Origin of the sequence: Lutimaribacter degradans (assembly GCF_023703375.1) — a bacterium.
GTDB classification, from domain to species: domain Bacteria; phylum Pseudomonadota; class Alphaproteobacteria; order Rhodobacterales; family Rhodobacteraceae; genus Lutimaribacter; species Lutimaribacter degradans.
Genome location: NZ_JAMQGO010000003.1, coordinates 227499 through 250799 on the forward strand (window position 1 = coordinate 227499; position 23301 = coordinate 250799).

A 23301-nucleotide genomic window follows, 5' to 3' on the forward strand; every position below is an offset into this window, starting at 1 on the left:
CCCCTGAGTGCAAAGCAAGGAGATGCCATGCGCCCGTCTGGACGAGACTTAAGCGAAATGCGCCCGGTTTCAATCGAAACCGGTATCACGAAACATGCAGAAGGGTCGTGCATGATCCGAATGGGCGATACCCATGTCCTGTGCACCGCCACGATAGAAGACCGCGTGCCGCCCTTTATCAAGGGCTCGGGGCTGGGTTGGGTCACTGCCGAATACGGGATGCTGCCCCGCTCGACCACGTCGCGGATGCGGCGCGAGGCAACGGCGGGCAAGCAAGGCGGAAGAACCGTTGAAATTCAAAGGCTTATCGGAAGAAGCCTGCGAGCGGGCGTTGATCGCGTGGCCTTGGGTGAACGGCAGATCACCGTCGATTGCGACGTAATTCAGGCCGACGGAGGTACGCGCTGTGCCTCGATCACGGGTGGCTGGGTTGCGCTGAAGCTGGCGGTCGACAAGTTGATGAAAGTCGGTGATGTGATCTCGGATCCGTTAATTTCGCCGGTCGCAGCAATATCTTGCGGAATTTATGCCGGACAGCCGGTGCTTGACCTGGATTATCCCGAAGATTCCGAAGCAGGCGTTGACGGAAATTTCATCATGCTGGCCGACGGGCGCATGATCGAGGTACAAATGAGCGCCGAGGGCGCAACCTATAGCCGTGACCAGATGAACCAGCTGCTGGACCTCGCCGAGAAGGGCGTTGCCGAGCTGGTGTCAGCGCAAATGGCAGCGGTGAAATGACACGCAAATTCCAGGGCGACAAACTGCTTGTGGCAACCCACAACAAGGGGAAGCTGGAAGAGATAGCCGCCCTGTTGCAGCCCTTTGGTGTTTCGGTTGTCGGTGCTGGCGAAATGGACCTGCCCGAACCTGTCGAAGACGGCACAACCTTCGTCGAAAACGCCCGGATCAAGGCACATGCTGCGGCCAAGGCAACCGGCCTGCCCGCCCTTTCGGATGACAGCGGAATTGAAATAGACGCCCTTGGGGGTGAACCGGGCGTATATACGGCTGATTGGGCTGAAACGGGCTCTGGTCGTGACTTTGTGGTGGCCATGACACGGGCACATGACGCGCTGCTGGAGCGTGGTGCGCCCGAACCCTGGACGGCAAGGTTTTGTTGCACGCTGGTTCTGGCCTGGCCCGATGGGCACGACGAGGTGTTCCCGGGTGTTATGGCGGGCCGTGTCGTCTGGCCGATGCGCGGCGATCAGGGCCACGGCTATGACCCGATCTTTCAACCCGATGGTTATGACGTGACGTTCGGAGAAATGGATCGCTGGGAGAAGAACAAGATCAGCCACCGCGCCGACGCGTTTCGGAAATTTGTCGCAGGTTGTTTTGGCTGAAGATTGGCAACAGGGCGGTTTCGGCCTGTATATTCACTGGCCGTTTTGCCAGGCGAAATGCCCCTATTGTGATTTCAACAGCCATGTTGTTGCCGCGATAGACCAAACCCGCTGGCTTAACGCCTATTTGGCCGAGATTGATCGTTATGCAACTCTGGTTCCCGGGAGGGTCTTGACCTCCGTGTTTTTCGGCGGCGGAACGCCCAGCCTGATGGAACCGGAAATCGTGGCTAGTATCATCGATCGGGTTCGCCGGCATTGGCCGGTTGCCAACGATCTTGAAATCACACTTGAGGCAAACCCCGGATCGGTCGAAGCCGGGCGTTTCACCGGCTATGCGCAGGCTGGGGTCAACCGGGTGTCGATGGGTGTTCAGGCGCTCAACGATACGGATTTGCGCCGTCTTGGCCGGCTTCATACCGTGGCCGACGCGCGCCGCGCCTTTGATATCGCGCGTTCGCATTTCGACCGAGTGAGCTTTGATCTTATCTATGCCCGCCAGGATCAAACGCTGGATGATTGGCGCACGGAATTATCGCAAGCGCTTGAGATGGCAGTTGACCACCTTTCGCTTTACCAACTGACGATCGAACAAGGCACCGCCTTCGGTGATCGCTACAACGCCGGAAAACTGCGCGGCCTGCCGGTCGAAGATTTGGCCGCCGACATGTACCAGGCCACGCAAGAAATTTGCGATACGGCTGGAATGCCCGCCTACGAAATATCAAACCACGCACGCTCCGGGGCTGAATCCCGCCATAACAGGGTCTATTGGCGCTATGGCGATTACATCGGCATCGGGCCGGGAGCGCATGGACGGCTGACGCTTGACGGCGCCCGGCACGCAACCGAACAGTGGCGCTTGCCGGGCAAATGGATGCAACATGCCGAAGCAAACAACGCCGACGAGGTCATTTCACCCCTGTCCGGCGAAGAGCAGGCTGCGGAATTTCTGTTGATGGGTCTGCGGCTGGTCGAAGGCGTTGATCCGACACGGTTTGAAAAACTTGCCGGCCGGCCTTTGCCTGTCGAGAAATTGGCCTATCTTGAAGAGTTCGGTATGATTGACCACGGCCCAAGCCACCTGAGGGTCACAGGCCAGGGCCGTGTTTTGCTGAATGCCGTGTTAGAGCAGTTATTGGTGGGCTGAACATGCGCTTTGTCTGGGCCAGCCTGGGGCTTTTATCGGTGGCCTGCGGGCTAATCGGTATATTTTTGCCGCTTGTTCCAACCGTGCCCTTCCTGCTGCTGGCCGCGATACTTTTCGCACGCTCGTCTGAACGATTGCACGGATGGCTGCTTGAGCACCCGACACTTGGCCCCCCGATCACCGATTGGCAAGAGCGTGGCGCCATCAGCTTGCGGGGTAAAAGGGCCGCAACGCTTTCGATCATCGCGGTCTTTGGCCTTTCTGTATGGATGAACCTGGGTTGGCAGCTGCTGCTGATCCAGGGGTTGGTTCTTACCGCCGTTCTGACCTTTATCTGGTCCCGCCCCAGCGGCTAGCGCGACAACCGCATACAAAGATCATCCAACTGTTCAAGCGTGTCATAGCTGACCGTGATACGCCCCGATTCCTGCCCGGAATCGTGGTTTATCTCGACCTTCATACCCAAGCTTGCGGACAAATCACCCTCAAGCGCCTTGGTGTCGGCATCTTTCTCTGACGTCCTTGCCGAGGGAGTTTTGCCGCGACCCTTTGCATGACCTCCAACCCCGGATTTGGCAAGCTTTTCAGTCTGCCGAACCGACAACCCTTTCTTGATGACGTCGCGCGCCAGCGCAACGGCGTCATCCGATGTTATCAGAGCGCGGGCGTGGCCAGTGGACAAAGATCCATCGCGCAGATACCCTTGAACTTCGTCGGGAAGCGACAATAGACGCACCAGGTTGGCGATATAGCTGCGGCTTTTACCCAGGACGTCGGAAAGCTTTTCCTGCGTATGCCCGAATTTCTCCATGAGTTGCCTGTATCCTGCGGCCTCTTCTACCGGGTTCAGGTCGGCACGCTGAATATTTTCAATAATCGCAACTTCCAGAACCTCGGTGTCGTCGTATTCGCGAACGATTACAGGTATTTCGTGCAGTTGTGCCATTTGCGCGGCACGCCAGCGCCGCTCGCCGGCCACGATTTCGAAAGCTCCCTCATCACCTGGACGTGGGCGCACGATCAATGGCTGGATTACGCCCTTTTTCTTGATCGAGCCTGCCAGCTCTTCCAGTTGCTCGGGCGTAAAGCTGCGACGGGGCTGATCAGGGTTTGGGTGAACCCGCTCGATCGGCACCACCATGTCGGCACGGCGCGACCCTGCCGTTCCGGTATCATCTTCCGGGGTGACATCGGCCATCAGGGCAGACAGGCCACGGCCAAGCCCGCGTGATTTCGTTTTCTTTTCCATCGTCTGCTCCCGTTTTGTCAGGCGGCCATTTTTGCGTGGTTCTGTAGCATTTCGCGCGCCAAGGCCAAATAAGCCTGAGCGCCTTTCGAATTGGGGTCATAGTCAAGCACCGGCAGCGCATAGGAAGGCGCCTCTGACACGCGAACATTCCTTGGAATCACGGTTTGGAACACCAGTTCGCCCAGGTTATCCCGGGCATCCTGCTCGACCTGCTGACTCAATCTGTTGCGTTGGTCATACATGGTCAACACAATACCTTCGATCCGCAGGCTCGCGTTTGCGGTTTGCCGCACCTCGCGGATTGTCAGCATGAGCTGTGACAAGCCTTCAAGCGCGAAGAACTCGGATTGTAGCGGAACCAGCACGGAATGTGCGGCAACCATCGCGTTGACTGTCAGAAGGTTCAGTGATGGAGGGCAATCTATCAGGACATAGTCAAACTTGAACTCGTCCATCGCGTATTGCCGCAGGGCATCGTGCAACAGAAAGCTGCGCTTTTCGTTCGACATCAGTTCGATATCTGCCGAGCTCAAGTCGACGGTGGCCGGCACGATGAACAGCCCCTCGGTTTCCGTACCCTGTATTACTGAAGAAAGCGCTATATCTTCCAAAAGAAGCTCATACGTGGTGTATTCCCGCTCTTCCGCCTCTACACCCAGGCCGGTGGACGCGTTGCCCTGGGGATCGAGATCAATGATCAGCACCCGCTGGCCCTCTGCCACCAGCGCAGCGGACAGGTTTATCGCCGTGGTAGTTTTGCCCACCCCGCCCTTCTGGTTTGCAACGGCGATGATACGCGGCCCCGGCGGGCGAGTTGGATCAGACACGAGCAACTCCTTCGATCTTCAAGATGACGGATTTTTCTTCGGTATCACTTTTAAACGGTTCGCACGCGAATTCCCACTGAACACGGGCATCGGCGACTTCTTTTTCCCATGTTGCACCTTTTGGAAACAAGGCTATGGCGGCGGGCGAACCATGTTGGGCCACGAATCCCAAAAGCGTTTTTAAATCTGCCAATGCCCGGGCTGAAACCACATCTGCCTCAAGAGGTGGCAAGGCTTCTATCCGTTTTGCAATTACATCCGCCTGGACCTCGGTTTCCCGAAGGACCGTGCGCAAGAAAACAGATTTTCGCTGATCGCTTTCCACCAGCGTCACCTTGGATTCCGGATAAAGCTCTTTCGCGACTATGGCAATTACCAGACCCGGAAAACCGCCACCGCTCCCAAGATCTGCCCAGCTTTGCCATTTCGGCGGCGCAAGTGACAGAAGTTGGAGCGAATCCTGAACATGACGGGTCCAAACGGCGTCGAGCGTGGATTTAGCTACGAGGTTGATGCGGGGATTCCATTTTTCCAGCAATGCCACGTACGTCTGGAGGCGATCCATTGTTTCACGTGAAACATCCTTGCCAAAAACCAGCCCCGTCACGCCGTCTTCTCACGGCTTTCGCGGCGCAATCGAGCCAAGATCAACGTCAACGCCGCCGGCGTCATACCGTCAATCCTGGCGGCCTGGGCCAAATTTCCGGGCCGAGCTGCATTAAGCTTGCCTTTAAGCTCGTTTGAAAGCCCCTCGATCGCATCGAATGAGAATGATTGCGGGATAACTTGCTGTTCGTCCCGCTTCATCGCGGCAACGTCTCGGTTTTGACGCTCAATGTAATTCGCGTACAGAGCATCCCGCTCCAACTGACGACGCGTTTCTTCATCAATATCCGAAAGCGTTCCGTCCAGTCTAGTCGCCTGTTCGAACGACATTTCCGGAAAGGCCAGAATCTCGAACCCGTTGCGGCGCGCGCCATCCTGGTTAACCTTCAAACCAAGCTCGGCGATTTGCCGGGGCGTAAATGACTGAGCTTCCAGCCGCGTTCTTGCCGACGAAAGCCGCTCAATCTTGCCTTCGAACAGGCGGCGCCTGCCCTCACCCACACAGCCGATGGCCAAACCCTTTGGAGTCAAGCGCTGGTCTGCATTATCCGCCCGCAGCGAAAGGCGGAACTCAGCGCGCGATGTAAACATCCGGTAAGGCTCGGTCACGCCCCGCGTGGTCAGGTCATCAACCATGACGCCGATATAGCTTTCAGCGCGGCTAAACGTGATCGGATCACGGTCCATTGCCTCGGCGGCAGCGTTCAAGCCGGCAACCACCCCTTGCGCCGCCGCCTCTTCATACCCGGTCGTGCCGTTTATCTGCCCGGCAAGAAACAACCCCCCCACATCGCGAAGCGAAAGACGCAGATCAAGCGCGCGCGGATCCACGTAATCATACTCGATCGCATAGCCGGGTTGCAGAATTACAGCGTTCTCAAGCGCATAGATGGAACGGACGTAATCACTCTGAACATCTTCAGGCAGTGAGGTAGAAATGCCATTGGGATATACCGTGTGATCATCCAGGCTTTCGGGCTCCAGAAAGATTTGATGCGATGTCTTATCGGCAAAACGCACCACCTTGTCCTCGATCGAGGGGCAGTACCTGGGGCCAACGCCCTCGATATGACCGCCATACATTGCGGACCGCTCAAGGTTCTTTCGAATTATATCGTGCGTTTTCTCGTTCGTGTGGGTGATACCGCAGGAAACTTGGCGAACGAACGGCGCCTTCGACATGAAAGAAAACATCACCGGGTCATCGTCGCCGGGCTGCTTTTCCAGCTTGTCCCAATCAATGGTTCGCCCATCCAGGCGGGGTGGCGTGCCGGTTTTCAACCGTCCAAGCGGAAGGCCAAAGCTGTCGATCCGCTCTGCCAGGCGAACAGACGGCTTATCACCCATCCGGCCGCCTGAATATGACAGATCGCCAATATGAATAACGCCACGCAAGAACGTACCCGTGGTCAATACCGTAGACTTCGCGCGTATGGCGCTTTCATCGGCTAGAAGAACGCCATCGACACGAGCACCATCCATGATGAAGTCCGTAACCTCACCTTCAATGATGCTGAGATTGGGCTGAGATTCCATTTCTGCAAGCATTTCCGCGCGGTAGATCTTGCGGTCAGACTGCGCCCGAGGCCCCTGAACCGCGGGCCCTTTCCTTCGGTTCAAAAGACGAAATTGAATACCGGCCTTATCGGCGACACGGCCCATAACCCCATCAAGGGCATCAATCTCGCGCACGAGGTGGCCTTTGCCAAGCCCGCCGATGGCCGGGTTGCATGACATTACCCCAATCGATTCACGTTTGAGCGTTACCAAAGCCGTGCGCGCACCCATTCGCGCGGACGCGTGGGCGGCATCGACCCCTGCATGGCCACCACCGACAACGACAACATCGAAGTCAAAATGTTTCACGTGAAACACTCCTCACTTCCCAAGGCAAAAGCTGGCAAAGATTTCATCCAGCAAGTTCTCCACATCTATGCGCCCGACCAGGGATTCAAGCGCGCGAACGACGTTTCGGAGTTCTTCAGCACCGAGATCATACTGTTCCGCACCGATTCTGACATGAGTTTCTGCAGCCTGAAGCCCGGAAATCGCTTGAGCAAGCGCAAGCCTATGCCGTTCTCGCGACGCAAGTCCTGCATGGGCCGCCTGATCCTGCAACCTGTCGGTTATCTCGGACACCAGCTGTTCAACACCTTGCCCCGTTTTACCCGACACGCCCGAACCCCGTAGATCGGCCTTGGCTTGAATGACAATGTCACCTGGCGCTGGTGCAAGATCGGGCGCCTCTCCATCGGTCAGGAAAATTCGCAAATCCGCCGCCTGCGCTCGTTCGCGCGCCCGTGCAATACCAATGCCTTCAACGTGGTCTTCGGTTTCGCGCAACCCGGCAGTATCCAAAACCGTAACCGGCAACCCGCCAAGATCCATCCGCACTTCTATAACATCGCGGGTTGTTCCAGCATATTCCGACGTAATCGCAGCGTCGCGGCCTGCCAACGCATTCAGCAACGTCGATTTACCGACGTTCGGGGCACCAACGATGGCCACTTCGAAACCCGTGCGTACCCGTTCGGCCGCGTCAATACCACGCAACTCCTGCGAAATGCCGAGACGTGATTTTTCTGTCAGCGCCAAAACCTCGTCTGACACATCCTCAGGCACGTCTTCATCGGCGAAATCTATCACCGCCTCCAGCAATGCTGCCGCGCGAATAAGATCACGACGCCATGTTTCCGCTTTTTCACCGATAGCACCCTCCAACAAGCGCTGCGCTTGCTTTCGCTGCATCTCGGTTTCCGACTCGATCAGGTCGGCCAGCCCCTCAACCTGGGTCAAATCAAGGCGCCCGTTTTCAAGGGCACGGCGCGTAAACTCACCCGGTTCGGCCATGCGAAGCCCAGGCAACTCTCCAAGCGCGCGCAGAATGGCCGAGGTAATCGCAACAGAGCCATGGCATTGAAACTCAACGACATCTTCACCGGTAAAACTGTGGCCGGCCTGAAACACTAGCACAAGCGCCTCGTCCAGCGTGTCACCATCAAGATCAGAAAGTCGCCGCAGGCTTGCATGACGAGGCTTCGGAACACTGCCGGCTATATGCACACACGCCACGAAGGCCGACGGGCCGGAAACGCGGACCACCGCAACCCCGGCCTTGCCAGGTGCGGTGGCAAGGGCAAATATCGTGTCCATCATTCAAACCTCGGCGCCAATGGGCGCGTCAGGTGTTCATCGAGTCGAAGAAATCGGAATTTGTCTTGGTCTGCTTGAGCTTGGAAATCAGGAATTCAATGGCATCCGTGGTTCCCATTGGATTCAGAATACGGCGCAGAACATAGGTTTTCGCCAGATCCGTCTTGTCGACCAGCAGTTCTTCTTTCCGGGTGCCGGATTTGAGAATATCAATCGCGGGGAAGACACGTTTATCTGCCACCTTGCGATCCAGAACGATCTCGCTGTTGCCGGTGCCCTTGAACTCTTCAAAAATCACTTCGTCCATGCGGCTGCCGGTATCTATCAGCGCGGTGGCGATTATTGTAAGGCTGCCGCCTTCTTCAATATTACGCGCCGCACCAAAGAACCTCTTGGGGCGTTGCAGCGCATTCGCATCAACACCGCCTGTCAGAACCTTACCCGAGGAAGGTACAACCGTATTGAATGCCCTACCAAGTCTTGTGATTGAATCGAGAAGAATAACAACATCTCGTTTATGTTCGACCAGCCGCTTGGCTTTCTCGATTACCATTTCCGAAACGGCAACGTGACGCGTGGCAGGTTCGTCAAAGGTTGAGGAAACGACCTCACCCTTCACGCTGCGCTGCATATCCGTCACCTCTTCTGGGCGTTCATCGATCAGTAGAACGATCAGGTAACACTCGGGGTGGTTGGTTTCGATCGAATTGGCGATATTCTGCAGCAACACGGTTTTACCCGTTCTCGGCGGTGCCACGATCAACGACCGCTGCCCCTTGCCGATCGGCGAAACCAGGTCGATAATCCGGGCCGACCGGTCTTTTATCGTCGGGTCTTCGATCTCCATCGTCAGCCGCTCATCCGGGTAAAGCGGTGTCAGGTTGTCAAAGGCGATCTTGTGGCGCGCTTTCTCGGGGTCTTCGAAATTGATCGTTTTCACACTGGTCAGTGCAAAATACCGCTCGTTTTCCTCGGGCGCCTTGATAACACCTTCGATCGAGTCGCCCGTGCGCAAAGCGTATTGGCGGATCATCTCGGGCGAGACATAAATATCATCGGGGCCCGGCAGATAGTTCGCCTCGGGCGAGCGCAGGAAACCGAACCCATCCTGCAAAACTTCGAGAACGCCATCACCGCCGACTTCCCAGCCTTCATCCGCCATCTCGCGGAGAATCTGGAACATCATCTCGCCTTTTCGCATGGTCGAGGCGTTTTCAATCTCCAGCTCTTCAGCCATCGATAGCAGGTCTTTGGGGCTTTTCGCCTTGAGATCGGAAAGGTTCAGACGGTTTTCGGACATGGGGAATACCTTGCACGACTGCGGCGCGGACTGACCCGCACGGTGTCGACTTCTTGAATGGAAAGCGTCCGTCCGGACGGACGGCTTAGACGGTTACTTACGCCTGTCCGAAGCCCGAGTCAAACTCAGAACTTGATGACAACGGACAGTACAATCACGATCATCAAGATCGTGGGCAACTCATTCATCATGCGATAGCGACGACCGTCCAACTGGTTCTGACCTTTTGCAAAATCCTTGCGCCTACCGGCCAGCCACATGTGAAACCAGGTCATTCCCAGGATCGAGACAGTCTTGGCCCAGGGCCAGACCATGCTCCAATCAACAATTCCCGGTGTGAAAACCAGCGCCAGCCCGAACACCCAAACGACGATCATCGACGGGTTCATGATATACCGAAGCAGCTTGTATTCCATGATGCGAAAGACTTCGTCTTTCGCGTCGCCAACCACAGCCTGCTCCGCATGGTAAACGAACAACCGTGGCAGGTAGAAGATACCCGCCATCCAGGTGATGACGGCCATAATGTGAATGGCCTTGTTCCAAGGATAAAGGATGGCAAGCAGGTCTGACATGGGGCCTCGCATCGAACACGGCCCCTCTTAATATTAAAGTATATATAAAGAAAGATGATGATTTAGTTGGGGGCATCATGGCCTGTGGATTACAGACTTTTCTGTGTCTTTTCCACATGGGGATAGAAAACCTGAAACCGCTAAGACAGATTGTGGATAATAATTAAAAACATTTAATAACAGTATCTTAGAAATAATCACCCATAGGACAAACTTTAGGAAGGTTCAAAGCCGACCTGTTGATAGACGATAATTCCACAAGTAGCGACTTATCCGTTCAACAGGTGGGCAAGATCACTTGAACCGACGCCAAGATTAGGGGTTTTCCACTGGTGAACCGCTACGGTGGATTTACCCCGGAATCTTCCTTAAGAAACTCCTGACGTTTCCCACCGGATTATCCACATGGGTCAAAACATGATACTTGCCTCAGGCTCGACCATCCGCCGCAAGTTGCTGGAGCGCGCAGGCGTTGAATTTGACGTTCAAACGGCCCGCGTTGACGAAGACATGGTGCGCGACGCGCTGTTGGCCGAAAATGCCAGCGCCCGTGACATCGCCGATGCCCTGGCCGAGTTGAAGGCGCGCAAGGTCAGCCACCGAAACCCTGGTGCATTGGTTCTTGGCTGCGACCAGGTACTAAGCTTTGAACATCAGTTACTAAGCAAACCCCGCAGCCGCGACGCTGCCCGTGACCAGCTACAGGCTTTGCGCGGAAAGCGGCATCAACTGCTTTCTGCAGGGGTGATTTGCGAAGACGGCCAACCGATCTGGCGCTTCGTTGGAACCGTTCGCTTGATGATGCGCGACTTCAGTGACGACTACCTGGACGCTTATCTTGACCGAAACTGGCCTGACATTTCCGAAAGCGTTGGCGCCTATAAACTGGAAGAGGAAGGCGTGCGCTTGTTCTCGCGCGTAGAAGGCGACTATTTTACCGTTTTGGGGATGCCTCTTCTGGAAATCCTGAACTATCTGACCTTGCGGGGGGATCTACAAAAATGACGGAACAGCGTATTCCGCTGGCGGGGGTAATCGGGTCACCGATTGCCCATTCCAAGTCACCGCAGCTGCATCGCCACTGGCTTAAGTCTCATGGCCTGCCCGGCTATTACATTCCGATGGATGTTGCACCGGAGGATCTGAAGCAGGTGATAACCACGCTGCCCAAGGCGGGGTTTGTCGGCGTCAACATCACCGTGCCGCACAAGGAAAAGGTGATGGAAATCGCCGATCTGATTACGGACAGGGCTATCCTGATCGGGGCGACGAACACGTTGATCTTTCGCAAGGATGGCAAGGTTCACGCCGATAACACCGATGGTTACGGGTTCATCGAAAACCTGCGCCAGGGTGCCCCTGACTGGGATCCGAAGGCAGGGCCAGCGGCTGTTCTGGGCGCAGGTGGCGCCGCGCGGGCCGTTATCGCGTCGCTTCTGGATGTGGGTGTCCCGGAAATTCTGATCTCGAACCGAACCCGCATCCGGGCCGAGGGCCTGCAACAGGATTTCGGCAAACGGTTGAAAGTGGTTGATTGGGTCCAGGCGGGCAATATGCTGGAAGATGCTGCAACGGTCGTGAACACCACGTCGCTCGGGATGGTTGGTAAACCCGAAATGCGTGTGCCGCTGGATGGTTTGCAGAAAGGTGCCGTGGTAACCGATCTGGTTTATGCGCCGCTACAAACGCGGTTATTGAAAACGGCCGAGGAAATGGGCTGTGTTACCGTTGATGGGCTTGGCATGTTGCTCCACCAGGCCGTTCCGGCGTTCGAGCGTTGGTTCGGGGTGCGACCCACGGTCGATGCGGCCGCCAGGGCGGCGGTTCTGCGATGACTTTTCGCCTGGGATTGACCGGTTCGATCGGTATGGGCAAGTCAACCACCGCCCGCCTTTTTTCCGATGCAGGCTGTGCAGTTTGGGATGCCGATGCAGCCGTTCATCGCCTTTATTCACGTGGCGGTGCAGCCGTGGCACCAATGCAGGCAGCCTTTCCCGAAGCCGTCCATGACGGAGAAGTGTCGCGCGCGGCGCTGAAAGATATCATCGGGGCCGATCCAACCGCATTAAAGCGTATCGAAGCCATCGTTCACCCGCTCGTTGGCCAGGATCGTGAAGAATTCATGTCGAACGCGCAGGCGGATATACTGGTTTTCGATATCCCCCTGCTTTTCGAAACCGGCGGAGACAGGCGCATGGATGCCGTGGCTGTTGTCAGTGTCGATGCCGACACGCAACGCGACCGTGTGTTGGCCCGCGGTACGATGACCGAGACCCAGTTCAACGCGATACGCGCAAAACAGATGCCCGATGCCGAAAAACGCGCGCGGGGCGATTACGTTGTCGTGACCGACACGATGGATCACGCGCGCAAACAGGTGCAGGATGTCGTCGCGGATATAAGGAAGCGGATGCAAGATGCGTGAGATCGTTCTGGATACGGAAACCACGGGGTTTGAGCCTGACCAGGGTGACAGGATCGTCGAAATCGGCGCGATCGAGCTGTATAATCACATGCCCACGGGCCGGACATATCACCAATATATCAACCCCGAACGTGACATGCCCGACGGTGCGTTCGAAATTCACGGCATTGGCCCCGACCTGCTGGTCAATCCCCGTCCGCCCAAGGATGGCGAGGTTATTCTACGCGACAAGCCGGTATTCAAGGAAATCGGTCACGCGTTCTTTGAATTTGTCGCCGACTCCAGGCTTGTCATTCACAACGCCGCCTTCGACATGAAGTTCCTCAATGCCGAATTGCGCTGGATGGGCTTGCCCGAACTCCACTGGGAAAGGGCGATTGATACGCTGGGCATGGCGCGGCAGAAATTTCCGGGCTCCCCGGCATCGCTCGATGCGTTGTGTCGGCGGTTTGGCATCGACAACGCGTCGCGCACGCTGCACGGCGCGTTGCTTGACTCGGAAATCCTGGCCGAGGTGTATCTTGAGCTGATCGGCGGGCGACAGCCCGATTTTGCACTGGGCGTCGTTCAATCCGGTGGAAGCGGTGCCGAGAATTCGGCCTGGAAACCCAAGCCACGCCCTGCCCCGCTGCCATCACGCCTTACAAAAGAAGAGGCCGCCGCCCATGACGCCTTTGTTCAGGCGATGGGCGACGGCGCTTTGTGGTCAAAACTGGGTTAGGCGTTACGCGTCGGCGCTTTGGCCGTTTGTCTGTTGTTGTGCCTGTTGGCGACGCGTTATTTCGTTCCGGTAAAGCTGGACGAAGTCTATGTTTTCCAGGTTCAGCGGCGGGAACCCGCCGTCGCGGGTCACATCGGATACGATGCGGCGCACGAAGGGGAACAACATGCGCGGGCACTCGATCAGCAGGAACGGGTGCATCTGCTCTTCCGGTACGCCTTCGATATGGAAGATACCGGCATACTCCAATTCAAGCAGGAACAGTTTTGAATCGCTGTCCTTTGTCTTGGATTCCACCTGAAGCTTCAACACCACCTCGAACTGATTTTCGGTGCTGCGCTTCTTCGCATCCAGGTTCACCTGAACCGAGACGTCGGGTTGCACCTCGCCCTGTACGCCCTTTTGCGACAGGATGTTTTCGAACGACAGGTCACGCGTGAACTGCGTCAGGATGTTCATTTTGACCTGTGGTTGCTGTTGTTGGCCCTGAGGCACTTCGTTTTCGGCCATTTCCATTCTCCTGGGGACTATGTTTTGCGGGGTCTTTAGCAGGATGGCACGGGGGCCTCAATGCTTGGTCCAGCCCGATGGCCGATGTGTCGGGCGCTTGGGCGGTTCGGGCTGGTCGGAGGGGTCGTCAACCTCGTGATAGTCCCCATCGATCACGTCATCGCGCGCCGGGTGCGGGCGCATCGTATCGCGGGGGCCACGTCCCGGCCCGGGCCCATGTGGGCCGAAATGCACCGAATGTACTTGAATGCGCTTGCGGACGAATGTGAAAACCGCCTTTCGCACCTGGGGGATCAGAAAGGACAGCCCCAGGGCATCGGTGAAAAAGCCTGGCGTCAGCAAAAGAACACCCGCCACCAGGATCATAGCGCCGTGAGCCAGTGGTTCCGCAGGATCGCGCAACTCGTTGAAGGCGGTCTGCAATTCCTGCATCGCGCCCGCGCCTTGCCTGCGCATCATGAAACTGCCCACGATCGCGGTAAGAACGACGATACCCAAGGTTGGCCATGTGCCGATGACACCACCCACCTGGATGAACAAGGCGATTTCTATGATTGGCACGGCGATGAATGCCACAAGCAACCACATGAGAGACTCCTGCTTTTTGGCGGGCCGCGTGGTGGACTTGGCCCCTTACGTCACCTACATAAGAGGCTAACACGCTCGTTACCATGCCCCGCCCAAGAGGATATGATGAACAACCCCATTCTCCAACTTCTGGTTCTTGCCGGAATTGCCGTGTTCCTGATCTTGCGCCTGAAAAGCGTTCTGGGCACGCGCGCGGGGTATGAACGCCCGCGCGTGGAAAATTCTCGCAGCCCCGACAGTGAAAAGCGCCGCTCCGATTTTGCCGTGATCGAGGGCGGGCCCGATCACGACATCACCGACCATGCCGAGGAAGGCAGCGAAACCGCCCAGGCGCTTGCCAAGATGAAACGGATTGAGCCGTCATTTTCGGTGGCCGAGTTCCTTCAGGGTGCGCGCGGCGCTTATGAAATGATCCTCATGGGGTTCGAGCGCGGCCAGATGGACGAGATCAAGCCATTCCTCTCTGATGATATCTATGAGGCTTTTTCCGAAGTGGTCGAAGCACGTGAGCAACAAGGCCTTACGATCGAAGCAGATTTCATTGGCCTGCGCGAGCTGGCACTTGATAGTGCGACGTTCGATGACACCACCCAAGAGGCCGAGGTCAGCGTGCGTTTCGTCGGTGAGCTGACATCGGTTGTGCGCGACAGCAATGGCGAAATCGTTGAAGGGAAACCCAACGAGATCAAGCGCCAGCGCGATACATGGACATTTGCGCGCCAGATGGGAAGCGACAACCCGAATTGGCAACTGGTCGCTACAGGTGAGTGATGCGGTCGGCGCTGTGGGGGGTCTTGTTGGCGGGGTTTGCGTTCATGACGCCTGCCAGTGCCGAAACCACCTACAGCGTTCTTGATTTCAGCGACCTGAACGGCTGGGAGGATGACGACCACGCTGCGGCGCTCGATAGCTTTCGCAACACCTGCCTGGACAGGAAAGAGCCCGATTGGGAATCTCTCTGTGCGGTTTCGGGAAACATCGAAAATCCCCGAGCCTTTTTCGAGCTTTTCTTTCGCCCGGTTCTGATCGAAGATGGCCAAGACCCTTTGTTCACTGGGTATTTCGAGCCTGAGCTGGATGGCAGCCTGCAGCGAGATGGGCGCTATCGCTACCCGCTTTATTCCGTTCCGCCCGAGGTCCGTCGCACCGGAAGCTTTCTGACCCGGCGCCAGATCGAAGAAAACGGCGCCCTGTCAGGGCGTGGCTTGGAAATTGCCTGGGTCGATGACCCGGTTGAGCTTTTCTTCCTGCAAATCCAGGGGTCCGGGCGCGTGCGTCTGCCAAATGGCCGCATGATCCGTGTGGGTTATGGCGGCTCGAACGGGCATGACTATCGCTCGATCGGTGTCGAGATGGTGCGGCGTGGTATCTACGAACCCCACCAGGTTTCTGCACAGGTGATCAAGAACTGGGTGCGGCGCAACCCTGCCCAGGGAAAAGAGCTGCTGTGGCACAACCCGTCATACGTCTTTTTCCGCGAGGTCAGCGAGGTGCCCGCCCACCGTGGCCCGCTTGGGGCCATGAACCGATCGATCACGCCGTTGCGCTCGGTGGCCGTGGACCCGCGCTTTGTGCCGCTGGGCGCCCCTGTCTGGATCGAGAAAGAAGGCGAGACTCCAATTCGCCGCCTGATGATCGCGCAGGATACCGGATCGGCCATCAAGGGTGCGCAGCGGGCGGACATATTTTTTGGCACCGGCGATCAGGCCGGGCGATCGGCAGGCCGGCTGCGCGATCCGGGGCGGATGCTGGTTCTGCTGCCAATCCAGCGTGCCTATGCCCTGCTACCCGAGGGAGAACAATGACGCGTCGCCGCCTGCGCCCAGAAGAGGTTGAACTGTGGCGAAAGGTTGCCGACACGGCGCAGCGCCTGCATCCAGAACGCACTGCGCATGAAACGCCGCACCCCAAGCCAAAGCCAGCCAAACAGCCGAAAACCCGCATGTCCGATTTCACCCTCGGCCAAAGCGCACAGCCCATGGGCCGCTCGCACGATCTGGCGCCCAGCCTGCGCGATGCGATGGATCGTGCGCCGGTTGCGATGGATCGCAAGACATTTACCCGCATGAAAAAGGGCAAACTGACGCCCGAGGCCCGCATCGACTTGCACGGCATGACCCTTGACCGCGCTCATTCGGCCCTGATGCGCTTTATCCTGACACAACATTCAAAGGGCCGCCGGCTTGCACTGGTGATCACCGGAAAGGGCCGGGATCGTGACGGTGACGGCCCGATACCTGTTCGACGCGGTGTTTTGAAACACCAGGTGCCGCAATGGTTGAGCACGCCCCCGCTGGCGCAGGCCGTGTTGCAGGTCGTTCCCGCCCATGCCAGCCATGGGGGCGATGGCGCCTATTACGTTTACCTACGCCGCCACCGCTAGGCTGGTACGCGCGCGCAGCACGCCCACCGTCATCATCCCCGAGGCGAATAGGAAATAGGCTGCAACGCACAGGTATTGCGCCTCGATTCCCACGCCAAGGTCGATCAGAACCCCGGTGATCCCCGGCCCGATAGCCGAACCCAGAACCATGACGGCCGCGGCCATCGCCTTGATCGCGCCGATATGGGCCGTTCCGTAGAATTCGGCCCAGAATGCGTTGATCAGAGTTGAGTTCGCCCCCGAGGTGACGGCCAGGAAAAACATGCCCAACAGCGCGCCCGCAGGGGTGACGGCCCATGCAAATGCGATGAAACCGGCCACCATCGGCAACTGGTAGAACGGCATCAACCGCGCAGTGCCCAGCTTGTCCAGCGCCCAGCCCGACAGCACCATGGCGCCAATGCTCATCGCCGTGAAAGCGGGAAACAGGGCAACCAGCTCAAGGTGCGTCCAGCCCTTGATCTCGGCGTAATGAACCTGCTGGAAAAAGAACGCCGTGTTGAAGGCCGACGGCCCAAGCAAGGCGGGCACCATGAACCAGAACAGCTGGTGGCGGAATGCCTCACCGCGTGTCCAGTGCCGGCCGCCCATGCCGGGTGCCTGGCTGTCTTTTGCCCAGCTTTGCGGGGTGCGTTCCTGCCGCAGCAGCATCAACAGAATGGGAATCCCCGCCAGGGCCATGCCGGCGGCCACCAGCCAAAGGTTTCGCCAGCCGACCGGCTCCATAAGCGACACGAAGACGATTGGCAGCAGCGCCTCGCCCAACGCAAAGCCCAGCAATGCGATCGACAGCGCCCGCCCCCGCATCTTCACGAACCAGCGGGCCATCGCCACAACGGCCACATGGCTGGTCATGCCCTGCCCGCAAAACCGCAATGTCATGATCACGCCCGGCAGCATCCACGCAGCTTGGGCGGTGGCCATCCAAATACACGCCCCTGTCAGCATAAGCAGAACAACGGGCGCCAGCGTGCGCACGCGAAACCGGTCGGTCAATCCGCCGGCCCACACCATGATTGCCGCTGAAGCGGCGGTGCCCAGCGTATAGATCCCGCCCCACTCCCCGTGGCTCAACCCGAATTCGGCGCGTATCTCGCCCGCGAAAAGCGAGATGAAAAAGGTTTGCCCGAAACTCGACAAGAACATCAAAAGCACCCCGGCCGACAACCAAGGTGCGTTCAGGGCAAAGAATGCGCGGATTGCCTCTGCCCGCATCAGTTCCGCAACAAGATCTGCGGAGACAAGATCAACTGCGTCGCGTTCTTTACCGTCAGCGCGGTGCCAGGCAGCAGGCCCGTCCTGCCCGCGCGGTCGCCTTGGAACGTGGCGTCAAGCTCGGCGCTTTGTCCGAGGATTTGCAGCAACAGGGGCGAGCTCCCCAAGGTGAAATGTTGCAAACCGCCCTCGCCAAAGGCTGTCACATCGACCAGCGTTACCGGAAGTTCGGCCAGGGCCTCGGGGTTAGTCAAGTTTCCCAACCGTTCGGTGCGCCCGTTCAGACGTGCCGACAGCGCCAAGGCCCGGTCGCGCGCGTTTACGAAAATCGCAAAGGGTTCGGGAAGCGTCGCGATACGGCTTGCCTGCATTTCGAACAGTTCGACATCAAGATCAGGAGATATCAGCACCACGCCGCCCAACGCGTTGTCAGCCCAGCCCGGATCGGAAATCTCGATCTGGCGCAGCGTTTCCATGACAAGCATGGTTCCCAGCGAATGACCTACCAGGATGATCCTGCGTGATCCGGCCCGGTGAAGTTGGCGCAACACGTCCTCCAGCCCGTCCCGCGAAAAAAGTACGCTGTCGCGATCATAGGTGTAGCCAAGGGGATTCGCCGCGCTGGGCCATGAATAATGCACGGGCACCCCCGGTAGGTCGAGGTCGTGGTAAAGCTGCGCCATCCGATAGGCGCCTTCGAGGAAACTGTTGTTATAGCCATGCACGAAAAGCGTTATCTCACGCTCGTTCGGGGGCCTTTTGCGCAGTTCGTCTTGGATACGGTCGATGAACACCGCTTCGGTTCGGGCATCGTTTCGGGCGGCTATGGTAAATTCCCGCAAGGGGTTGGGATTATTGAAACCGGGTTGCAATTTTCCCGGATCACGGTTCGGAGGCACCGAAACCGACAGGGTGGTGAAAGACAACTGTTTCGAGCGTTCGCGTCCGAACCACCCGTTTTCCGCGACCGCGCGCGTCGTGGCGATGTGCACGTCGCGTACCTTGCCGATCTCCAGCGCATGCGGAACGATCATTGTCGCTCCACGATCCACGCAAGCGGCAACGAAAAGAACGGCAACAAAGACAAAGCCGCGATACATTAGGGTGTTTCCTCGATCCGATTGCGGGCAGGGTAATTGCAGCGTGCAACAAACACCAGACACCATGGCCAACCTAGGTAAGTTGCGCCAGTATCGCGCGTAAACAAATGGAAAGAGGGTATCATGACCGCACCGATCCGCGTTTTCGACGGCCACAACGACGCACTTTTGCGCCTGTGGCGTGACGAATCCCCCGCGACGGTGGCTTTTGCTGCCGAAAGCCCCGGCCATATCACGCTGCCGCGGGCGCAGGCAGGCGGGTTTGGCGGTGGATTTTTCGCCATGTTCGCGCTTGATACCGACGGGGGGCTGGATTTCGCGATTTTCGACAATCCGCCCTATGACACACCCCTGCCCGCGCAGATGGCACGAGATGCGGCCTGGCCCATCATCGCCGGGCAGGCTCGGGTTGCGCAAGAGCTGGACGCGGCAGGCCAGGTCTGGCTGTGCAAGACCGGGGCCGAGCTGCGCCGCGCCTGGGATGCGGGTCACCCGATGGCAATGGTGCTGCATCTTGAAGGGGCGGAATGTATCGGGCCCGATCTCGAGGGGTTGGATGACCTGTTCGATCTTGGCCTGCGCTCCATCGGGCCGGTCTGGTCGCGGCCTACCGATTTTGCGCATGGTGTGCCGTTCCGTTTTCCATCCGATGGCGATACCGGTCCCGGCCTTACCCCGGCTGGCCGCGCGCTGGTGCGTGCATGCGTGTCGCGCGGCATGGTGGTGGATTGCAGCCATATGACCATGAAGGGGTTTTACGACGTGGGTGACGAGGGCGGGGCGCTGGTTGCCACCCATTCCAACGCGCATGGCGTGTCACCCTCGGCCCGGAACCTGACCGACGATCAACTGCGCGCCATTGGTGAAACCGGCGGCATGGCCGGGCTGAATTTCGGCACCGTGTTCCTGCGGCCCGATGGCCGGCGCGATGCCGCGGGTGCGCTGGATCATGCGGTCGCGCATCTCGATCGCATGATCGAGATGGCGGGCGAAGACCACGTAGGGCTCGGTTCGGATTTCGACGGCGCGCCCATGCCCGAGGGGCTGGAAAGCGCCGCCGATCTTCCCAACCTGGTGCAGCGAATGCGCGACGCCGGCTACGGCGAAGCGCTGATCACCAAGCTATGCCATGAAAACTGGCTGCGGTTCCTGGAACGCACCCTTCCCTAGGCGTTACAGGACGTAACGGCTAAGGTCGGTATCGCGGGTCAGTTCGCCCAGGTTCTTTTCGACGAAATCCGCATCGACTGTCATGCTATCGCCCGTCTTGTCGGGCGCGGTGTAAGACAGCTCTTCGAAGACGCGTTCCATCACCGTGTAAAGCCGCCTTGCGCCGATATTCTCGACCGATTGGTTTACATCCGCCGCAATGCGGGCCAGCGCGTTAATCCCGTCCTCGGTAAACTCTACCGTCACCTCTTCGGTTGCCATGAGCGCGGTGTATTGCCGGGTCAGCGCGTTGTCGGTTTCCGTCAGGATGCGCACGAAATCATCCTGCGTCAGTGCGCGCAGCTCTACCCTGATGGGCAAACGGCCCTGCAGTTCCGGCAACAGGTCTGACGGCTTGGCGATATGGAACGCCCCCGACGCGATGAACAGGATATGGTCGGTTTTCACCGGCCCATGCTTGGTGGAAACGGTCGTGCCCTCGATCAGCGGCAGCAGGTCACGCTGCACGCCTTCGCGGCTTACATCGCCACCCCGTGCATCCTGCCGGGCGCAAACCTTGTCGATCTCGTCAAGAAACACGATGCCGTTCTGTTCGACAGCCTCCAGCGCGGTGGATTTCACCACCTCTTCATCCAGCAGCTTGTCGGCCTCTTCCGCGATCAGCAGATCGTGGCTTTCGGCCACGGACAACTTGCGGCGCACCGTGCGCTGGCCAAACGCCTTTCCGAACAGATCGCCCAGGTTCATCATGCCCGTCTGGCCGGGCTGACCGGGGATATCCATCATCCCCATCGGGTTGGATGTGTCGGCCACGTCCAGTTCTATCACGGTGTCGTCCAGCTCGCCGGAAAGCAGTTTTTTGCGAAACATCTCGCGCGTGCCTTCGCGCGCGTCCTCGCCGGCGATGGCGGTAATCACGCGATCCTCGGCCGCCTTGTGCGCGCGTGATTTCACCTCGTCGCGCATGTGCTCGCGCGTCATGGCAATCGACGCGTCGACAAGGTCACGCACGATCTGCTCTACGTCGCGACCGACATAGCCGACCTCGGTAAATTTCGTTGCTTCGACCTTGATAAAGGGCGCGCGTGCCAGCTTGGCCAGGCGGCGGGAAATCTCGGTCTTGCCGACGCCGGTCGGGCCGATCATCAGGATGTTTTTCGGGTAGACCTCGTCGCGCAGGTCATCCGACAACTGCTTGCGCCGCCAGCGGTTGCGCAGGGCAACGGCCACGGCACGCTTGGCATCCTTTTGCCCGATGATGAAACGGTCAAGCTCGGATACGATCTCGCGGGGGGTCAGGTCGGTCATTTGGAAATACTCTCCACGGTCAGGTTGCCGTTGGTGTAGACGCAGATATCGGATGCGATGGCCATGGCTTGCCGGGCAATGGCCTCGGCATCCAGACCATCGACCTCCATCAGCCCGCGCGCGGCGGCCAATGCAAAGTTGCCGCCTGATCCGATGGCCGCGATATCGTATTCGGGCTCCAGCACGTCACCGGCGCCGGTGATCACGTAAAGGTCGGCGCCATCGGTGACGATCAGCATGGCCTCAAGTTTTTGCAGGTACTTGTCGGTACGCCAGTCCTTGGCCAGTTCCACGCAGGCGCGCTGCAATTGGCCGGGCGTGGCTTCCAGCTTGGTTTCAAGGCGCTCCAGCAGGGCAAAGGCATCTGCGGTGGACCCGGCGAAACCGGCCACCACGTCGAACCCTCCGGGCGACAGGCGCCGCACCTTGCGGGCCGTTCCCTTGATCACGGTCTGGCCCAGGCTGACCTGTCCGTCACCGGCCACGACGACCTTGCCGCCCTTTCTGACGCCGATGATCGTGGTGCCGTGCCAGCCGGGGAAATCGCTGTCTGCCATGTGCGGGCCTCCTTTGCCTTTGCGGGCCTATATGGCGGTCAAAGGGATGACGAACAAGGGCAGGCCCGGCTGCAACGGTGGCCGCAAGCGGCGCGCGCCGCGTGGTCATCCCGCCGAACCCGCACGGCACGCGGCCCTTCGTGCTTGCGCATGGGCCAAGCTGACGGCAGTTTGGCCCCATGGAGCAGCCGCGTATCCTTCGGTTCTATCTTGACGCCGGGCTGCGGCAAAGCGCCGAGGCCGGACAGCACAATTTCATCGGGAAAATCGCCCAAGTGGCGCAGGATGCGGGGTTCGACGTGGAATACCACGCGAATTCGGCCCGAAACCGCGCGAAATCAGCCCTGCGTCGGGGTTATGCCATGTTCCACATGGAGCCACCGACAAATGATCGGGGCCTGACCTTTCGCCGCGCCTATCATTACCCGTTCTGGGGGATCGAGCCGGCGGCAGAGCGCTGGCACTGGCATGTCGCGCGCACGCCCTTTGACCCGGCGCAGGTACCGCGAAACCAGGCCGACACCTTCGTGGCCCGGTGGCGAAGGCGCCTGTTCCCCGACCTTGCCGCGCGGGATGACGGGTTCGTTTATGTCCCGCTTCAGGGGCGACTTATGGACCACCGCTCGTTCCAATCGATGGCGCCGGTGGAGATGCTGGAATGCGTGCTGGCCCGGGACAGGCGCCCGGTGGTTGCCACCTTGCACCCGAAAGAGAAATACACGCCAACCGAACTGGATACGCTTGACCGGCTTTCCGCGCGACATACGCGCCTGACGGTGGAAATCGGGCAGATGGAGCGGTTCCTGCCTGCCTGTTCCTATGTCGCCACGCAAAACAGCAGCGCGGCGTTCAATGGGTATTTCTTTGAGAAACCGGCGGTCTTGTTCGCGCAGGTCGATTTTCACCACATCGCCGCGAACGTGCCCGCGCTGGGAATCGACGGGGCTTTTGACGCGCTGGATAAATCGAAACCCGATTACACCGGGTACCTGTGGTGGTTCTGGCAGGAAATGTCGATCAATGCTGGCCGTCCCGAGGCCGAAGCGCAGATTGCCACCGCCATGCGACGCGCGGGCTGGCCCATATGAGAAAGGCGCCCCGCCGGCCAGCGGGAC

General features: G+C 58.6%; 26 protein-coding genes. 13 read left to right on the forward strand and 13 right to left on the reverse strand.

The genetic code is table 11. The features are described from left to right. Positions 1-27: 27 nt before the first annotated feature. From rph to M8744_RS07425, 4 genes are read left to right on the forward strand one after another with little or no spacing between them, the layout of a single operon-like run. Positions 28-741, forward strand: coding sequence for a ribonuclease PH (gene rph, locus M8744_RS07410; protein ID WP_251411777.1), 714 nt, complete (start codon positions 28-30; stop codon positions 739-741). Further along, the gene (rdgB, locus tag M8744_RS07415) at positions 738-1349 is read left to right on the forward strand and encodes an RdgB/HAM1 family non-canonical purine NTP pyrophosphatase (RefSeq protein ID WP_251411780.1); all 612 of its coding nucleotides are present in this window, start codon (positions 738-740) and stop codon (positions 1347-1349) included. The genes rph and rdgB overlap by 4 nt, the downstream gene beginning before the upstream one ends. After that, a complete protein-coding gene (gene hemW / locus M8744_RS07420) occupies positions 1342-2499 on the forward strand; it encodes a radical SAM family heme chaperone HemW (protein WP_251411783.1) in 1158 nt (385 codons plus the stop codon). The genes rdgB and hemW overlap by 8 nt, the downstream gene beginning before the upstream one ends. 2 nt (positions 2500-2501) lie before the next feature. After that, positions 2502-2855, forward strand: coding sequence for a YbaN family protein (locus M8744_RS07425; RefSeq protein ID WP_251411786.1), 354 nt, complete (start codon positions 2502-2504; stop codon positions 2853-2855). Here M8744_RS07425 and M8744_RS07430 read toward each other — a convergent pair. The 7 genes from M8744_RS07430 to M8744_RS07460 form a co-directional block, all read right to left on the reverse strand. Further along, positions 2852-3748: a ParB/RepB/Spo0J family partition protein gene (locus M8744_RS07430; protein WP_251411789.1), complete on the reverse strand. Its 897-nt coding sequence runs from the start codon at positions 3746-3748 to the stop codon at positions 2852-2854. The genes M8744_RS07425 and M8744_RS07430 overlap by 4 nt on opposite strands. 17 nt (positions 3749-3765) lie before the next feature. Next, positions 3766-4575 (reverse strand): ParA family protein, encoded by an 810-nt coding sequence (locus M8744_RS07435; protein WP_251412451.1) that lies wholly within the window; start codon positions 4573-4575, stop codon positions 3766-3768. Then, positions 4568-5182: a 16S rRNA (guanine(527)-N(7))-methyltransferase RsmG gene (gene rsmG, locus M8744_RS07440; RefSeq protein WP_251411792.1), complete on the reverse strand. Its 615-nt coding sequence runs from the start codon at positions 5180-5182 to the stop codon at positions 4568-4570. The genes M8744_RS07435 and rsmG overlap by 8 nt, the downstream gene beginning before the upstream one ends. After that, positions 5179-7047: a tRNA uridine-5-carboxymethylaminomethyl(34) synthesis enzyme MnmG gene (mnmG, locus tag M8744_RS07445; protein WP_251411795.1), complete on the reverse strand. Its 1869-nt coding sequence runs from the start codon at positions 7045-7047 to the stop codon at positions 5179-5181. Before mnmG ends, rsmG begins: the two co-directional genes overlap by 4 nt. A 12-nt stretch (positions 7048-7059) precedes the next feature. Next, positions 7060-8334 (reverse strand): tRNA uridine-5-carboxymethylaminomethyl(34) synthesis GTPase MnmE, encoded by a 1275-nt coding sequence (gene mnmE, locus M8744_RS07450; protein ID WP_251412454.1) that lies wholly within the window; start codon positions 8332-8334, stop codon positions 7060-7062. Between the two features lie 28 nt (positions 8335-8362). Further along, the gene (gene rho / locus M8744_RS07455) at positions 8363-9634 is read right to left on the reverse strand and encodes a transcription termination factor Rho (RefSeq protein ID WP_251411798.1); all 1272 of its coding nucleotides are present in this window, start codon (positions 9632-9634) and stop codon (positions 8363-8365) included. A 125-nt stretch (positions 9635-9759) separates the two neighbouring features. Beyond that, positions 9760-10209, reverse strand: a complete 450-nt coding sequence (locus tag M8744_RS07460; RefSeq protein WP_251411801.1) for a CopD family protein — start codon at positions 10207-10209, stop codon at positions 9760-9762. A gap of 405 nt (positions 10210-10614) precedes the next feature. On the opposite strand from M8744_RS07460, the gene M8744_RS07465 reads away from it, so the two are divergent. From M8744_RS07465 to dnaQ, 4 genes are read left to right on the forward strand one after another with little or no spacing between them, the layout of a single operon-like run. Further along, positions 10615-11214, forward strand: coding sequence for a Maf family protein (locus tag M8744_RS07465; protein ID WP_251411804.1), 600 nt, complete (start codon positions 10615-10617; stop codon positions 11212-11214). Further along, complete coding sequence (locus tag M8744_RS07470) at positions 11211-12044, forward strand: shikimate dehydrogenase (protein WP_251411807.1); 834 nt, start codon at positions 11211-11213, stop codon at positions 12042-12044. Before M8744_RS07465 ends, M8744_RS07470 begins: the two co-directional genes overlap by 4 nt. Then, positions 12041-12634, forward strand: a complete 594-nt coding sequence (gene coaE / locus M8744_RS07475) for a dephospho-CoA kinase (protein WP_251411843.1) — start codon at positions 12041-12043, stop codon at positions 12632-12634. The genes M8744_RS07470 and coaE overlap by 4 nt, the downstream gene beginning before the upstream one ends. Beyond that, positions 12627-13355: a DNA polymerase III subunit epsilon gene (gene dnaQ / locus M8744_RS07480; protein WP_251411845.1), complete on the forward strand. Its 729-nt coding sequence runs from the start codon at positions 12627-12629 to the stop codon at positions 13353-13355. Before coaE ends, dnaQ begins: the two co-directional genes overlap by 8 nt. 3 nt (positions 13356-13358) lie before the next feature. On the opposite strand, the gene secB is transcribed toward dnaQ, so the two are convergent. Together secB and M8744_RS07490 are read right to left on the reverse strand one after the other, a co-directional pair. After that, the gene (gene secB / locus M8744_RS07485) at positions 13359-13865 is read right to left on the reverse strand and encodes a protein-export chaperone SecB (RefSeq protein WP_251411848.1); all 507 of its coding nucleotides are present in this window, start codon (positions 13863-13865) and stop codon (positions 13359-13361) included. Positions 13866-13922: 57 nt separating this feature from the next. After that, positions 13923-14453: an FxsA family protein gene (locus M8744_RS07490; protein WP_251411851.1), complete on the reverse strand. Its 531-nt coding sequence runs from the start codon at positions 14451-14453 to the stop codon at positions 13923-13925. Between the two features lie 105 nt (positions 14454-14558). On the opposite strand from M8744_RS07490, the gene M8744_RS07495 reads away from it, so the two are divergent. The 3 genes from M8744_RS07495 to M8744_RS07505 are packed head-to-tail and all read left to right on the forward strand — an operon-like array spanning position 14559 to position 16836. After that, positions 14559-15224 carry a Tim44/TimA family putative adaptor protein gene (locus M8744_RS07495; protein WP_251412470.1) on the forward strand — a complete coding sequence of 222 codons (666 nt, stop codon included), beginning with the start codon at positions 14559-14561 and terminating at the stop codon, positions 15222-15224. After that, positions 15224-16258: a murein transglycosylase A gene (gene mltA / locus M8744_RS07500; protein ID WP_434481352.1), complete on the forward strand. Its 1035-nt coding sequence runs from the start codon at positions 15224-15226 to the stop codon at positions 16256-16258. The genes M8744_RS07495 and mltA overlap by 1 nt, the downstream gene beginning before the upstream one ends. Then, the gene (locus M8744_RS07505) at positions 16255-16836 is read left to right on the forward strand and encodes a Smr/MutS family protein (RefSeq protein WP_251411858.1); all 582 of its coding nucleotides are present in this window, start codon (positions 16255-16257) and stop codon (positions 16834-16836) included. The genes mltA and M8744_RS07505 overlap by 4 nt, the downstream gene beginning before the upstream one ends. Here the strand turns inward: M8744_RS07505 and M8744_RS07510 are convergent. Then, positions 16819-18051 (reverse strand): MFS transporter, encoded by a 1233-nt coding sequence (locus M8744_RS07510; RefSeq protein WP_251411861.1) that lies wholly within the window; start codon positions 18049-18051, stop codon positions 16819-16821. The two genes, M8744_RS07505 and M8744_RS07510, sit on opposite strands and share 18 nt — an antisense overlap. Further along, positions 18051-19085, reverse strand: a complete 1035-nt coding sequence (locus M8744_RS07515) for an alpha/beta hydrolase (RefSeq protein WP_251411864.1) — start codon at positions 19083-19085, stop codon at positions 18051-18053. Before M8744_RS07515 ends, M8744_RS07510 begins: the two co-directional genes overlap by 1 nt. Positions 19086-19274: 189 nt before the next feature. Here M8744_RS07515 and M8744_RS07520 point away from each other — a divergent pair, with 189 nt between their 5' ends. Next, entirely contained in the window at positions 19275-20321 is a 1047-nt protein-coding gene (locus tag M8744_RS07520; RefSeq protein WP_251411867.1) for a dipeptidase, read from the forward strand. 3 nt (positions 20322-20324) lie between these two features. Here M8744_RS07520 and hslU read toward each other — a convergent pair whose 3' ends face one another. Continuing rightward, a complete protein-coding gene (gene hslU, locus M8744_RS07525; protein WP_251411871.1) occupies positions 20325-21629 on the reverse strand; it encodes an ATP-dependent protease ATPase subunit HslU in 1305 nt (434 codons plus the stop codon). Beyond that, entirely contained in the window at positions 21626-22186 is a 561-nt protein-coding gene (gene hslV / locus M8744_RS07530; protein WP_251411874.1) for an ATP-dependent protease subunit HslV, read from the reverse strand. Before hslV ends, hslU begins: the two co-directional genes overlap by 4 nt. Positions 22187-22365: 179 nt before the next feature. Here hslV and M8744_RS07535 point away from each other — a divergent pair, with 179 nt between their 5' ends. Then, the gene (locus M8744_RS07535) at positions 22366-23274 is read left to right on the forward strand and encodes a hypothetical protein (protein ID WP_251411877.1); all 909 of its coding nucleotides are present in this window, start codon (positions 22366-22368) and stop codon (positions 23272-23274) included. Positions 23275-23301 lie beyond the last annotated feature (27 nt).

Coding starts and splice junctions, on each gene's coding strand:
- rph (WP_251411777.1), top strand. CDS start 28: ATGCGCCCGTCTGGACGAGACTTAAGCGAAATGCGCCCGGTTTCAATC.
- rdgB (WP_251411780.1), top strand. CDS start 738: ATGACACGCAAATTCCAGGGCGACAAACTGCTTGTGGCAACCCACAAC.
- M8744_RS07425 (WP_251411786.1), top strand. CDS start 2,502: ATGCGCTTTGTCTGGGCCAGCCTGGGGCTTTTATCGGTGGCCTGCGGG.
- M8744_RS07430 (WP_251411789.1), bottom strand. CDS start 3,748: ATGGAAAAGAAAACGAAATCACGCGGGCTTGGCCGTGGCCTGTCTGCC.
- mnmE (WP_251412454.1), bottom strand. CDS start 8,334: ATGGACACGATATTTGCCCTTGCCACCGCACCTGGCAAGGCCGGGGTT.
- rho (WP_251411798.1), bottom strand. CDS start 9,634: ATGTCCGAAAACCGTCTGAACCTTTCCGATCTCAAGGCGAAAAGCCCC.
- M8744_RS07460 (WP_251411801.1), bottom strand. CDS start 10,209: ATGTCAGACCTGCTTGCCATCCTTTATCCTTGGAACAAGGCCATTCAC.
- M8744_RS07465 (WP_251411804.1), top strand. CDS start 10,615: ATGGGTCAAAACATGATACTTGCCTCAGGCTCGACCATCCGCCGCAAG.
- M8744_RS07470 (WP_251411807.1), top strand. CDS start 11,211: ATGACGGAACAGCGTATTCCGCTGGCGGGGGTAATCGGGTCACCGATT.
- coaE (WP_251411843.1), top strand. CDS start 12,041: ATGACTTTTCGCCTGGGATTGACCGGTTCGATCGGTATGGGCAAGTCA.
- dnaQ (WP_251411845.1), top strand. CDS start 12,627: ATGCGTGAGATCGTTCTGGATACGGAAACCACGGGGTTTGAGCCTGAC.
- secB (WP_251411848.1), bottom strand. CDS start 13,865: ATGGCCGAAAACGAAGTGCCTCAGGGCCAACAACAGCAACCACAGGTC.
- M8744_RS07490 (WP_251411851.1), bottom strand. CDS start 14,453: ATGTGGTTGCTTGTGGCATTCATCGCCGTGCCAATCATAGAAATCGCC.
- M8744_RS07495 (WP_251412470.1), top strand. CDS start 14,559: ATGAACAACCCCATTCTCCAACTTCTGGTTCTTGCCGGAATTGCCGTG.
- mltA (WP_434481352.1), top strand. CDS start 15,224: ATGCGGTCGGCGCTGTGGGGGGTCTTGTTGGCGGGGTTTGCGTTCATG.
- M8744_RS07505 (WP_251411858.1), top strand. CDS start 16,255: ATGACGCGTCGCCGCCTGCGCCCAGAAGAGGTTGAACTGTGGCGAAAG.
- M8744_RS07510 (WP_251411861.1), bottom strand. CDS start 18,051: ATGCGGGCAGAGGCAATCCGCGCATTCTTTGCCCTGAACGCACCTTGG.
- M8744_RS07515 (WP_251411864.1), bottom strand. CDS start 19,085: ATGATCGTTCCGCATGCGCTGGAGATCGGCAAGGTACGCGACGTGCAC.
- M8744_RS07520 (WP_251411867.1), top strand. CDS start 19,275: ATGACCGCACCGATCCGCGTTTTCGACGGCCACAACGACGCACTTTTG.
- hslU (WP_251411871.1), bottom strand. CDS start 21,629: ATGACCGACCTGACCCCCCGCGAGATCGTATCCGAGCTTGACCGTTTC.
- hslV (WP_251411874.1), bottom strand. CDS start 22,186: ATGGCAGACAGCGATTTCCCCGGCTGGCACGGCACCACGATCATCGGC.
- M8744_RS07535 (WP_251411877.1), top strand. CDS start 22,366: ATGGAGCAGCCGCGTATCCTTCGGTTCTATCTTGACGCCGGGCTGCGG.